The organism is Vibrio ostreae (genome assembly GCF_019226825.1).
Taxonomy (GTDB): Bacteria; Pseudomonadota; Gammaproteobacteria; order Enterobacterales; family Vibrionaceae; genus Vibrio; species Vibrio ostreae.
In genome coordinates this window covers 3,214,989-3,228,516 of the sequence record NZ_CP076643.1, presented here as the reverse complement: position 1 = coordinate 3,228,516, position 13,528 = coordinate 3,214,989, and the positions used below count along the sequence as shown (strand labels likewise).

Here is a 13,528-nt window from a genome sequence, read left to right as displayed (position 1 = left end):
TCGGCGACTGAGCAAGTGACAAATATCCGCCATCACATGATCTAAAACAGTTTAAATGCATAACTTAATGGGTTACCATGCGCGCCTTTATAGCCAACGTTCAACATTTCGCCATACAATGGTGTATGTTCTTTATAGGTTATAGCTATTAGGTTGAATGACCATGCCACTAAATACAATCATGGGGTTATTTGCAAAGTCCCCTATTAAGCCTTTGCAACGCCACGTCGTGTGTGTGAATGAATGCTGCTCTCATCTGGTCAACTTCTTCGAAGTTTGTGCGAAAGGTGACTGGGAGAAAGCCGGTGAAATCCGTGCACAGATTTCTCATCTTGAGAAAGAAGCTGATGTGTTAAAACGCGAAATTCGCCTTAAACTTCCTCGCGGTTTGTTTTTGCCTGTCGATCGTACCGACATGCTGGAGCTTTTGACTCAACAAGACAAACTGGCCAACCTTGCGAAGGACATCGCAGGCCGTGTCTACGGTCGTCAACTCCAAATTCCAGAGCCTCTTCAAGAAAACTTTATTGCTTACGTGCGCCGCTGTCTTGATGCTGCAAACCAGGCACAAAAGGTCATCAATGAGCTCGATGAGTTGTTGGAAACCGGCTTTAAAGGTCGTGAAGTCACGCTAGTGGCTGAAATGATCCACCAACTGGATGTGATTGAAGATGATACCGATGCCATGCAGATCCGTCTGCGTCAGCAACTGCTCGCGCTCGAATCTGGTATGAACCCTATCGATGTCATGTTCTTGTACAAAATCTTTGAATGGGTAGGCGGCATCGCCGACCAGGCTCAGCGTGTAGGCGCTCGTCTGGAACTGATGCTATCTCGTTCTTAAATCATAAAGTAAACACATAACTAAGAGCAGTATTCGAACACCATGGATTAGGCGTAGAGTATTTCCTCGCTGAAGGGGTCAACTCGTGCCTGAAAAGCGCGATTCGAATCCGCTCCGCTTGTTATAAACAACTAGGTATTACGATGGATATCCTTGCGAACTACGGCACTATCCTGATTATTGTTGCGGCGATCTTCGGTTTTTTAATGGCGATAGGTATTGGTGCAAATGACGTTGCGAATGCAATGGGCACCTCCGTTGGCTCCAAAGCGCTAACGGTAAAACAAGCCATCATTATCGCGATGATCTTTGAATTCGCCGGTGCGTACCTGGCGGGTGGTGAAGTGACCGAAACGATCCGTAAGGGCGTTATCGAAACTTCTCTGTTTGCCAGTCAGCCAGAAGTTCTGGTCTACGGCATGATGTCAGCACTGCTGGCCGCCGGTACCTGGCTGCTGCTTGCCTCGTACATGGGCTGGCCAGTATCCACCACCCACTCAATTATCGGTGCCATCATTGGTTTTGCCTGTGTGTCTGTGGGTACAGAAGCGGTTGACTGGCACTCAGTGCAAGGCATTGTCGGTAGCTGGATCATTACACCGATTATCGCCGGGGTGTTTGCTTATATTATTTTTGTCAGCGCCCAACGCCTGATTTTCGATACCGAAGATCCGCTGATTAATGCGAAACGTTTTGTGCCGGTATACATGTTTATCACTACTATGGTGATTGCACTGGTGACCATCAAAAAGGGCCTCAAACACGTTGGCCTGCACCTGACCGGCACTGAAGCCTGGTTATCTGCGGCGGCGGTTTCGGCTATCGTCATGGTCGGCGGCTATTTTTACATCAAGAAACGCTTTGCCAACCGTGATGACGACCATAGTTTTGCCGGCGTAGAGAGTATCTTCAGCGTTCTGATGGTTATCACTGCCTGTGCGATGGCATTCGCGCACGGCTCTAACGATGTCGCCAACGCGATTGGTCCGCTATCTGCGGTAGTCACCACCGTCACCAGCCTGGGTGAAGTGGGGGCGAAAAGCACGATTGCATGGTGGATTCTACCGCTGGGTGGTTTTGGTATCGTGGTGGGTCTGGCAACTCTGGGCCATAAAGTGATGGCAACTGTGGGAACAGGCATCACAGAACTGACTCCTAGCCGCGGCTTTGCCGCACAGCTGGCAACCGCTTCGACTGTGGTTCTGGCTTCAGGTACCGGCTTACCCATCTCAACCACTCAGACTCTGGTGGGTGCAGTTCTCGGGGTCGGTTTTGCCCGTGGTATCGCTGCTCTGAACCTGGGTGTGGTTCGCAACATTGTAGCATCTTGGATCGTAACGCTACCGGCAGGCGCCCTGCTGGCAGTCGTCTTCTTCTACGCGATTCAGGGCGTGTTCGGCTAAACGCCAGTCAGACGTTTGTAAGCGCTTTGTCATTATTGACTCAAACGCACAGAAAGGGAGGCTTTGCCTCCCTTCTTTGTTGCACCGCTTAATGAAAATTCTTACTATCGACAGTTAAACACAATGGCTACCCACGCCAAACTCGTCATAACAAGGGATTTACCGTGAAAAAACTGATCTGCATGGTGCTATTTTCCATGTTGGCCGCACCAACGTTTGCACAAGACCGCTATATCGCGGACAAACTATTTACCTACATGCATTCAGGTCCTAGTAACCAGTATCGAATTATCGGTAGTGTCGATGCCGGTGAGAAAGTGAAATTAGTTAGCCAGAATAAAGAGACTGAGTTCAGCCAAATCGTCGACGAGCGTGGACGTACCGGCTGGGTAGAAAGCCGCTTTATTACTCGTGATGTCAGTATGGCGGTTCGCCTGCCTCAGCTGGAAAAAGAGCTGACTGAAGTGAAAAGCAAGCTGGCTAACGCACGTCAGACCGCCGACAGTGAAAAAGCCGGCCTGGTCGATTCACTGGAAATTCGCAATAAACAAATTGCGGAGCTGGAAAAGAACTACAGCGACATCAGCAAACAGCTGACCACCTCGCAGAGCGAAGTCCGTGAACTGCGCGCCAAACTGGATACCCAGAAAGAAGACCTGCTGCTGAAGTACTTTATGTACGGTGGTGGTGTCGCTGGTATCGGCCTGCTGCTGGGTCTTATCCTGCCACACATTATTCCGCGCCGTAAACGCAACCCGGCTGGCTGGGCTTAAGTGCCAACATCATGAGATAAAAAACGGTCACTCTGCAGTGACCGTTTTTTTATCTTGACCGTGTATTTTTATACTGTTGGTATAGGCGCGCCATCAACCGCGCCAGTCGTACAGTGCCGGGATCTCTATGGGTTGCTGGCCAAACAGGATAATCGTGCTTTGCGGCTTAATCGCCACCAGCTGCACATTATCGAAAATCTTATCCCCTTCCTGATATTCCACCCCGTTAACTTTAATCCAGCGTTTAACCGCGTTACTGGCATAAACATGAGTCTGGAAGTTCATCGCCGGCAGATAACCACTGAACTCATTGCTGTGCTGAACCAGGGCAATCGCATCTTCGTCATGATGCTCGTTTTGCTGCGCTGCGGCTGTGTCGTCCTGCTGCAGAACCGATTCAACCCGTGCTGCCATCTGCGGCGATAACTGACTGAGGTCGAGTGAACGCAGCGCCTGCTGGTTCTGACGGTCCATCTCAGCCTCACTTTGCGCCGCAGTCAGACGACGACTATTGCTGGCAAGCGGAACCTGATTAGCAGCAGACGCTAAGGCAACCGGCACAGCCTCTGCCGGCTGATTGGCTCCTACGGACTCACTTGCCATCAGTTCGTCAGCGGCTGATTGGTCAAACTCGGGCACTTCAACTTCGCTGCGTGCCAGCGGACCGAAATCCGGATAATCAAGCTGTTCGACACTGGCTGGCACCTGGACCACACTTGGGCCGACATCCCCAAGCGCCGCGATTCGCGCCTGCTGATGCTGATAACTCTGCACCGCGACCACCACAGCAGTGACAATGCCCGGTACCAGCAGCCACAAAGCATGATACCAGCGAAAACCACGCTGCCGATGGGCGGTATCCGGCAACATCATCTGCGCGGCCTGGGCGCTGTATTGCTGATGGCTGGCCTCTGAGCGCTGTAGCGCTTTCATCACTTGTGACATTACTGCGCCTCCATCAGCCGCGGCCCGTCCTGCTGCGTCATCAAATCAAGCTGACGCAGAGTCTGTCGTCCGGCAATCCCGTCCACCTGCATATTTTGCCAGCGCTGAAATACTTCCACTTTGCGTTTTACCTCTTTATCAAACAGTACCACATTGCGGCGCTGCGGCTCGCCGAGCAGGCGAGATAACTTCTGGTCCAGTAAGGTGATATCATCGCCGCGCATCCCGCTGCGCAGCGTCTGATAGAAAGACGGCTGCCACACCACCCGATATTCGCCCTGCCACAGCGGCTCAATCCATTTGCGATCCAGGCGCACGCGCTGCTGATTGATAAGCAGATCAACCTGCTGGCCCTGCAGATGATACAGCACGGCATAAGTGCGCAAACCGCGCAGACTTAAGGTCAGCACCACCGGCAAATCGAGCTGCTCCAGAGTGCTCCAGTCGCCCATATTCTGCTCACATTCCAGTAGTGAAGACGCCGAGCGTTGACAGAAACTTTCGATCACCGATGCTTCATAACCCCACACTGCGTATAACGCTCTCACCGCCTGCTCACGGTCTGTGGACTGGCGTAACGCATCTTCAACTGTCTGTGGAAAAACGGCCTGCTGAGCGGCCTCAGCAGGTGCCGGTAACGGCCACTGCTGCTCTATCTGCTGGCTAATCAGTGGCGGCAGCCAGTAAGCAATCGCGGCCGCGGCCCCGATACCGACCAGAGCTGACATCACACCAGCGAGAGGGAAACGGCGCGCCTGAGGTGCACTCTGCGGCTGGTAAACGGTCGACTGGAAACTCATCACCTGGGTACAGGCCTGTTTGACCCGCTCCAGATTGATATTGCGCTCGCCAGCCTGGTAGGCATTCTTTAATGCCGCATCGCAGGCGAGGTTAATCAGACGCGGAATACCATGGGTTTGCTGGGCTATCCATTTCGCCCCGCGCGCAGAAAACAGATTACCGTCCCCTCCGGCCTGCTGGAGGCGAAAACGAATGTAGTGCGCCGTTTCACTCTCATCGAGTGGCAGCAGATGATAGCGCCCGGTGATACGCTGCGCGAGCTGGCGCAACTGCGGCAGTTGCAATTTAAACTGCAGCTCTGGCTGGCCAATCAGCAGTACTTTAAGCAGCTTACGGCTCTCGGTCTCCAGGTTAGTGAGCAGGCGCAACTGCTCCAGCACATCCGGTGCCAGGTGCTGCGCCTCATCAATCACCAGCAGAACCTGAATGCCGTTGGCATATTCATTGAGCAGAAACTGATACAACACCTGGCTGAGCTGTTTCAGCGTCGCCTGAGCCGGATACTGAATAGCAAATTCATCACAAATGGCTTCCAGCAGTTCACGCTCTGAGAAGGTCGGGTTGAGAATAAATCCGGCCCGGGTATGGGCGGGTAAGCCGGCCAGAATCGCCTTCGCGACTGTGGTTTTACCCGTCCCCACTTCACCGGTCAGCATGGCAAAACCACCGCCATCCCCCAGCCCTGACTGCAGATGAGCCATGGCCTCTTTATGGCGCTGGCTGAGGTACAGATACCGAGAATTAGGCACGATGGAAAAAGGATGTTCGATCAGGCCAAAAAATTCTGGATACATGATGTCGTCTCTTTGAATGTGGTTAGGCGCAAAGTATCATTATGACTATGATTATCCAACGCAATAAACGTAAATATTGAGGTCTGGTGGTGCAAATTTATCTCGTTGGCGGCGCTGTCCGCGATCAGCTGCTTCAGCTTCCAGTATATGACAAAGACTGGGTGGTGGTGGGCAGCAGCCCGCAACAAATGCAACAAGCCGGGTTTCAGGCGGTCGGCAAAGACTTCCCGGTCTTTCTGCATCCGCGGACCAAACAAGAACATGCGCTGGCGCGTACCGAACGTAAAACCGGCCGCGGCTATACCGGTTTTGCCTGCCACTATGCGCCGGATGTGACGCTGGAAGAGGATCTGCAGCGCCGCGATCTGACCATCAATGCCATGGCTCAGGATACAGACGGCACCATCATTGATCCCTATGGCGGCCAGCGCGATATTGAGCAGCGCCTGCTGCGGCATGTCTCAGCGGCGTTTGTCGAGGATCCGCTGCGCGTGTTGCGCGTGGCTCGCTTTGCGGCCAAACTGGCTCACCTTGGTTTTCAGGTGGCGCCCGAGACACTGGCTTTGATGCAGACCATCAGCGCCAGCGGTGAGCTCACTCACCTGACTCCGGAGCGGGTGTGGCAGGAGTGGCATAAATCCCTGTCGACCCAAAGCCCGCAGGTCTTTCTTCAGGTACTGCGTGACTGCGGAGCTCTGGCTGTGGTACTGCCGGAACTCGATGCCCTGTTTGGCGTGCCGCAACCGGAAAAATGGCATCCGGAAATTGATACCGGTGTTCATACCCTGATGGTCGCCGAGCAGGCAGCACGTCTGTCAGAAGCGTTGCCGGTGCGCTTTGCCGCCCAGGTGCATGATTTGGGTAAAGGGGTGACACCACAAAAAGAGTGGCCGAGCCATAAGCTGCATTGTCACACCGGCCTGAAACTGATCGAGCAGTTATGTGCCCGGGTAAGGGTGCCGAACGACTACCGCGATCTGGCGCTGGCGGTATGTGCCCAGCACTCCAATGTCCATCGTGCCGCCGAGCTCAAAGCCGCGACTAAACTGAAAATTTTCAATCGTCTCGATGTCTGGCGTAAACCGGATCGCCTGGATGAGGTGTTGCTGTGCTGTGAAGCGGATCATCGCGGCCGTCTCGGACTGGAAGACAAACCGTATCCGCAGCGCGATATTTTACTGCGCGCCTATGTGGCCGCCAAAGCGGTGGATGTGCAGCAGGTGATTCGGGATGGCCATAAAGGGCCAGCAATTCGTGACGAACTGGATAAACGGCGGGTGATTGCAATTCAGAATGCCGGCTAACCAGCGTTAAGGTCAGCTCTGGTGTCGAGCGGTTGGTTAGAACGAGCTGCCGGCTTACTTGCTTATCCTACCGACGAATTGGTTTGTTATTCTACCGACGAACTGTTTTGTTATTCTGCCGAATAGCGTTCTTATTCCGCACAATCGCTCTCTTGTCTTGCTCTCAACCAAGAATAACCACCCCATACAACGCAAAAAGCCCCGCACTGCGGGGCTTTATTAAGCGTTTGAGCTCAGCTTAAGATTAAGCTTGGCCTTTCACTTCTTTCAGACCGTTGAAAGGAGCACGTTCACCCAGCGCTTCTTCGATACGGATCAGTTGGTTGTACTTAGCAACGCGGTCAGAACGGCTCATAGAACCAGTTTTGATTTGGCCTGCTGCAGTACCTACCGCCAGGTCAGCGATAGTGGCATCTTCAGTTTCACCGCTGCGGTGAGAGATAACGGCAGTGTAGCCTGCATCTTTAGCCATCTTGATAGCAGCCAGAGTTTCAGTCAGAGAACCGATCTGGTTGAACTTGATCAGGATAGAGTTCGCTACGCCTTTCTCGATACCTTCTTTTAGGATCTTAGTGTTAGTTACGAACAGATCGTCACCAACCAGCTGGATTTTGCCGCCCAGCAGTTCAGTTTGGAACTTGAAGCCGTCCCAGTCAGACTCGTCCAGACCGTCTTCGATAGAAACGATTGGGTATTCTGCAACCAGGCTTTCCAGGTACTTAGAGAACTCTTCTGAAGTGAAGGTTTTACCTTCGCCTTTCAGGTCGTAGATACCTTGTTCTTTGTTGTAGAACTCAGAAGCTGCACAGTCCATAGCCAGAGTCACGTCTTTACCCAGAACGTAGCCCGCTTGCTCAACCGCTTCTTTGATTGCTGCTAGTGCTGCTGCGTTAGACTCCAGGTTAGGAGCGAAACCGCCTTCATCACCAACTGCAGTGTTCAGACCTTTAGCTTTCAGTACTTTAGCCAGGTTGTGGAACACTTCAGCACCGATACGCAGTGCTTCTTTCAGAGTTTTCGCGCCAACTGGTTGAATCATGAATTCTTGGATATCAACGTTGTTGTCTGCGTGCTCACCACCGTTGATGATGTTCATCATAGGCAGAGGCATAGAGAATTGACCAGGAGTGCCGTTCAGTTCAGCGATGTGCTCGTACAGAGGCATGCCTTTCGCTGCAGCAGCTGCTTTCGCGTTCGCCAGAGAAACAGCCAGGATAGCGTTCGCACCGAAGTTAGATTTGTTTTCAGTGCCGTCCAGGTCGATCATCACTTGGTCGATAGCTGCTTGATCTTTAGCATCTTTACCAACTAGTGCGTCAGCGATTGCGCCGTTTACTGCGCCAACTGCTTTAAGAACGCCTTTACCCAGGAAACGAGATTTGTCGCCATCACGTAGCTCAAGAGCTTCACGAGAACCAGTAGATGCACCAGATGGAGCAGCTGCCATACCTACGAAACCGCCTTCCAGGTGTACTTCAGCTTCAACAGTTGGGTTACCACGTGAGTCGATGATTTCACGACCTAGAACTTTAACGATCTTAGACATTAATGTTTCCTCTCATTGAATTTAAATGTCAAAACTAAAAGGGTAGCCGCACAACTTACGCCGCTACCCGTATCCTTTTACTTCAATTCACCGCGCTGGAACTGACCTGCAGCTTTTACAAAGCCTTCAAACAATGGGTGACCATCGCGAGGCGTTGAGGTGAATTCTGGGTGGAACTGAGCCGCTACGAACCATGGGTGCGCCGGGTTCTCAATTACTTCTACCAGTTTCTTGTCCGCAGACAAGCCAGACACTTTCAGACCTGCTTTTTCAATTTGTGGACGAAGGTTGTTGTTCACTTCGTAACGGTGACGGTGACGTTCGTGAATCGTCGCGCTACCGTACATCTCGTACGCTTTAGAACCTTCCGCCAGGTGACACAGTTGTGAACCCAGACGCATCGTACCACCCAAATCTGACGCTTCAGTACGCTCTTCGACGTTACCTTCGCTGTCTACCCATTCAGTGATCAGGCCAACCACTGGGTATTTGGTGTCTTGGTTAAATTCGGTCGAGTGTGCACCTTCCATACCCGCAACGTTACGCGCGTATTCGATCAGTGCAACCTGCATACCCAGACAGATGCCCAGGTACGGAATTTCGTTTTCACGTGCGTACTGCGCCGCACGGATCTTGCCTTCAATACCACGGTCACCGAAACCACCTGGTACCAGGATAGCGTCAAGGCCTTCTAGGATCTCAACACCTTTGGTTTCGATGTCTTGTGAATCAACGTATTTGATGCTGACGCTCAGACGGTTCTTCAGGCCGGCATGCTTAAGCGCTTCGTTAACAGACTTGTACGCATCTGGCAGCTCAGTGTATTTACCTACCATACCGATGGTGACTTCGTCAGTCGGATTTGCTTCTTCGTAAATCACCTGTTCCCATTCAGACAGGTCAGCTTCCGGCGCATTGATACCGAAACGGTTACAAACCAGATCATCCAGCCCCTGAGCACGGATCAGCTGAGGGATCTTGTAGATCGAATCTACGTCCTTCATTGAGATAACGGCTTTTTCTGATACGTTACAGAACAGAGCAATCTTCTTACGCTCGTTGGCCGGGATCATGCGATCGCTGCGGCACACCAGAATGTCTGGCTGGATACCAATCGACAGAAGTTCTTTCACAGAGTGTTGGGTCGGCTTGGTTTTCACTTCGCCAGCCGCTGCCAGGTAAGGAACCAGAGTCAGGTGCATGAACATCGCGTGTTCACGACCCACTTCGATCGCCAGCTGACGGATCGCTTCCATGAATGGCAGCGATTCGATATCACCAACGGTACCGCCTACCTCGACGATCGCAACATCGTGGCCTTCAGAGCCGGCAATCACACGATCTTTAATCGCGTTAGTAATATGAGGGATAACCTGAATGGTTGCACCCAGGTAGTCGCCACGGCGTTCTTTACGAAGAACGTCGGCGTAAACACGACCTGCGGTGAAGTTATTGCGCTTGGTCATTTTGGTACGAATAAAACGTTCGTAGTGACCAAGGTCTAGGTCAGTTTCTGCGCCATCTTCCGTGACGAACACTTCACCGTGTTGAGTTGGGCTCATTGTGCCTGGGTCAACGTTGATGTAAGGGTCAAGCTTCATCATGGTCACTTTAAGACCACGAGCTTCTAAAATCGCCGCAAGGGATGCTGCCGCAATACCTTTACCTAGAGAGGATACAACCCCGCCAGTAACAAAAATATAATTTGTCGTCATGTTTAACCTGAAATTGGTTGAATGAGGGAAATGGATTTCTTCTGGACGGGACGAAACTATACCAGAACCCATTTATCGCCACAACGTGAAATCTATCACACTCAGTTTTTTATTTTTTGCTTCAAATCAAACTGACTGAACAGGATTTCGTTTCGTGGCAATTTCCTCGCTGTAAATTGACTGAATCATCGCCCGTCAGTCGTTTTTTCCTGCTTTTTTACTTCATCCCACATCGCGTCCAGCTCTTGCAGTGAACACTGTTGCAGCTGTTTCCCCTGCCCGGCCACCTGAGCTTCTACGCCCTTAAAACGGCGCACAAACTTATGGTTGGCTTTGCGCAGAGCCACTTCCGGATCCTTACCCAAATGGCGCACCAGATTGACGGTAGCAAACAGCAGATCGCCCAGCTCTTCTTCCACTTTCTGCTCATCAATATCGACATGCAGCGCTTCCGCCATCACTTCATCAATCTCTTCATGCACCTTGGCCACCACCGGACCGAGCGTCGGCCAGTCAAAGCCATATTTGGCGCATTTTTTCTGAATTTTATTGGCCTGAGACAGGGCCGGCAGCGATTGTGGTATTGAGTCTAGAATACTTTGCTCACTTTTGCCCGCCCGGGCTTTTTCCTGCGCTTTCTGCGCGTCCCAGTTGGCATTCAGCTCTTGTTCTGTCGTGAAGCGGGCATCGCCGAACACATGCGGATGGCGGCGGGTCAGCTTTTCGTTCACACCGTCCACCACGTCATGAAACTCAAACAAGCCCTGCTCTTTGGCGAGCTGGCTGTAAAAAATCACCTGAAACAGCAGATCGCCTAGCTCTTCTTTGAGGTTGGGCCAGTCCTGCTGGTGAATCGCATCCACCACTTCAAAAGTCTCTTCAATGGTGTGCGGCACAACACTGTCAAAAGTCTGTTCCTTATCCCACGGGCAGCCACTGTGCGGGTCGCGCAGGCTGGCCATGATACGTTCAAGCTGTTCGATTGGATGGCTCATATGAGGCATTTCCTTGATAAAATATTTTCCTGATCAACGATTTCCTTGACCAACTATTTCCCTGACCAAATAATAAAGGCGAGCAGCATCACCACTCGCCTTCAATGTCTGAAACTGATTTATCTCATCAGCCTGTTAGCCGAGGCGTTTCACCAGCATCACATCTTTGATCTGTTCAATCCGCTTCGAGACCCGATCCAGCACTTCAACACTGTTCAGTTCGAGCTCAAAGTCCATCACCACCATCTGACGCTTGTAATCGCTGCGGCTTTTCATGGTGGTCACTTTCACTTTCTCGTTGGTCAGCAAGGTCGTGATGTCTTTCAAAAGACCGCTGCGCTCCATCGCTTCGACGCGCAGAGTTAGGTAATAAGTGCCGACAAAGCCGCGCCCCCATACCGTATCTATGATGCGCTCCGGGGCGTGATGGCTGAGCTCTTCGAGCTGCTCACAATCACTGCGGTGCACGGAAATACCGCGCCCCTGGGTGATATATCCCTTGATGACATCGCCCGGGATCGGCTGACAGCACCGCGCCAGATGGGTCATCAGGTTATCGACCCCTTCCACCACGACGGCATCTTTATGCGGGCGATGGTGAGCGTGAGCGACTTTGCTTTCCCCAACCTGCAGTTTTTCCAGCGCCAGCTTGTCTTCTTCTTCCGCGGTCGGTTTGTTTACCAGCGCATTAATGTGGTTAACAATCTGGTTAATCCGCAGGTCACCGCTGCCAACCCCGACGTACAGCTCATCCGCCGTGTTGACGTTAAAACGTTTCAGCGCATAGGCTTCAGCATCTTTTAAGGTCGCACCGATCTTGGCCAGTTCGGTCTCGAGGATCTCGCGCCCGGCTTCGAGGTTCTTCTCGCGGCTCTGCTTACGGAACCAGGCGTTGATCTTCGCCCGCGCTCGGCCGGAGTGGACAAAGCCCAGTGACGGGTTCAGCCAGTCACGGGACGGGTTCGGCTCTTTGGCCGTGATGATTTCCACCTGATCGCCCATGTGCAGTTTATGGGTAAACGGCACAATACGACCGGCCACTTTGGCACCGATGCAGCGATGGCCCACTTCCGAGTGAATGTGGTAAGCAAAATCGAGCGGAGTGGCTCCCATCGGCAGATCGACCACATCACCACGCGGAGTAAAGGCGTACACGCGATCATCAAACACCTGACTGCGCAGTTCATCCAGCATTTCACCGGAATCGGACATCTCTTCCTGCCAGTCAAGCAGCTTACGCAGCCAGGTGATTTTCTCATCGTAGCCGCTGCGACCACCGCCGCTGCCTTCTTTGTATTTCCAGTGTGCCGCCACGCCAAGCTCTGACTCTTCGTGCATCTGCTTGGTACGGATCTGGATTTCGATGGTTTTGCCTTCCGGGCCCAGAATCACCGTGTGGATCGACTGGTAGCCATTCGGTTTCGGGTTGGCGACATAGTCATCAAACTCGCTCGGCAGGTGTTTGTATTTAGTGTGCACCACGCCCAGTGCGGCGTAGCAGTCCTGCAGTTTGTCGGCGATGATGCGCACCGCGCGTACATCAAACAGTTCATCAAACGCCAGGTTTTTCTTCTGCATCTTGCGCCAGATGCTGTAGATATGTTTAGGACGACCGCTCACTTCGGCGTTGATGCTGGACGCTTTCATCTCCTGACGCAGGTCATCAACGAAATCACGGATATACTGCTCACGCACGATGCGGCGCTCAGAAAGCTGTTTCGCAATCTGCTTATAGGTATCCGGTTGCTGGTAGCGGAAAGCGTAGTCTTCAATTTCCCACTTCAGCTGACCGATACCCAACCGGTTGGCCAGCGGTGCGTAGATATTGGCACACTCTTTTTGCGGCGGTGCGGCGCACCTCGTCCGGCTGATCTTTCACTTCCCGCAGGTTGCAGATACGTTCAGCCAGCTTGATGACCACGCAGCGGAAGTCATCCACCATAGCCAGCAACATGCGCCGCACGTTATCGACCTGGGCCGAAGCCTCACTGCCTTGCATGGTGATATTGAGCTGGCCAATCGCCGCCATCTCTTCCACACCGTGAATCAGCTTGACGATCTCTTTACCGGCATGCTCTTCCAGCTCTTCGCGATCCAGTAAGCCGCTGGTCGCGATAGGGAATAACAGAGCCGCTATCAGCGTCGGTCGGTCCATCGACAGCGTGCTCAGTATTTCGATCATTTCGCGACCACGCCACAACAGCAGATGCCCGCGCGGATTACCCACCAGCAGGTGTTCGCACTGGCGATACACTTCGGTCAGTCTGGCCGCTGTTTTGGGCTCTTGTTGTAAACTAGAAATCCATTTTTCTAGCTCAAACTGTTCGTCTGGGTTTAAGTGTGCGCTACGTACCGCAACCATGAGATTATCCTAATAGTTATATTTTGTGGTCGGGTGTTCTGACGCT

The 13,528-nt window shown here is 52.4% G+C and carries 9 protein-coding genes and 1 pseudogene; 4 read left to right on the top strand and 6 right to left on the bottom strand.

Annotated elements, in window-relative coordinates; all coding sequences use genetic code 11:
* The first annotated feature begins 163 nt into the window (after positions 1 to 163).
* The 3 genes from KNV97_RS21075 to KNV97_RS21065 all read left to right on the top strand — a co-directional run bounded on the left by KNV97_RS21075 (position 164) and on the right by KNV97_RS21065 (position 3,020).
* Positions 164 to 844, top strand: a complete 681-nt coding sequence (locus KNV97_RS21075) for a TIGR00153 family protein (RefSeq protein WP_168797028.1) — start codon at positions 164 to 166, stop codon at positions 842 to 844.
* A 143-nt stretch (positions 845 to 987) separates the two neighbouring features.
* On the top strand, positions 988 to 2,247 hold the full coding sequence (locus KNV97_RS21070; RefSeq protein WP_136486055.1) for an inorganic phosphate transporter: 1,260 nt from the start codon (positions 988 to 990) through the stop codon (positions 2,245 to 2,247).
* A gap of 164 nt (positions 2,248 to 2,411) precedes the next feature.
* Positions 2,412 to 3,020: a TIGR04211 family SH3 domain-containing protein gene (locus KNV97_RS21065; protein WP_136486053.1), complete on the top strand. Its 609-nt coding sequence runs from the start codon at positions 2,412 to 2,414 to the stop codon at positions 3,018 to 3,020.
* A 93-nt stretch (positions 3,021 to 3,113) separates the two neighbouring features.
* Here the strand turns inward: KNV97_RS21065 and KNV97_RS21060 are convergent, their stop codons facing one another.
* Both KNV97_RS21060 and KNV97_RS21055 read right to left on the bottom strand, forming a co-directional pair.
* The gene (locus tag KNV97_RS21060) at positions 3,114 to 3,965 is read right to left on the bottom strand and encodes a general secretion pathway protein GspB (protein WP_218562697.1); all 852 of its coding nucleotides are present in this window, start codon (positions 3,963 to 3,965) and stop codon (positions 3,114 to 3,116) included.
* Entirely contained in the window at positions 3,965 to 5,560 is a 1,596-nt protein-coding gene (locus tag KNV97_RS21055; protein ID WP_136486048.1) for an ExeA family protein, read from the bottom strand. The genes KNV97_RS21060 and KNV97_RS21055 overlap by 1 nt, the downstream gene beginning before the upstream one ends.
* An 89-nt stretch (positions 5,561 to 5,649) precedes the next feature.
* Between KNV97_RS21055 and KNV97_RS21050 the strand changes: the two genes are divergently transcribed.
* The gene (locus KNV97_RS21050; RefSeq protein ID WP_218562696.1) at positions 5,650 to 6,864 is read left to right on the top strand and encodes a multifunctional CCA addition/repair protein; all 1,215 of its coding nucleotides are present in this window, start codon (positions 5,650 to 5,652) and stop codon (positions 6,862 to 6,864) included.
* A gap of 244 nt (positions 6,865 to 7,108) precedes the next feature.
* On the opposite strand, the gene eno is transcribed toward KNV97_RS21050, so the two are convergent.
* From eno to relA, 4 genes and pseudogenes are all read right to left on the bottom strand, one after another.
* A complete protein-coding gene (eno, locus tag KNV97_RS21045; RefSeq protein WP_136486044.1) occupies positions 7,109 to 8,410 on the bottom strand; it encodes a phosphopyruvate hydratase in 1,302 nt (433 codons plus the stop codon).
* A 77-nt stretch (positions 8,411 to 8,487) separates the two neighbouring features.
* Positions 8,488 to 10,125, bottom strand: coding sequence for a CTP synthase (locus tag KNV97_RS21040; protein WP_136486042.1), 1,638 nt, complete (start codon positions 10,123 to 10,125; stop codon positions 8,488 to 8,490).
* A 185-nt stretch (positions 10,126 to 10,310) separates the two neighbouring features.
* Positions 10,311 to 11,120: a nucleoside triphosphate pyrophosphohydrolase gene (gene mazG / locus KNV97_RS21035; protein WP_218562695.1), complete on the bottom strand. Its 810-nt coding sequence runs from the start codon at positions 11,118 to 11,120 to the stop codon at positions 10,311 to 10,313.
* Between the two features lie 135 nt (positions 11,121 to 11,255).
* Positions 11,256 to 13,482 (bottom strand): annotated as a pseudogene (gene relA, locus KNV97_RS21030) (GTP diphosphokinase).
* Between the last annotated feature and the right edge of the window lie 46 nt (positions 13,483 to 13,528).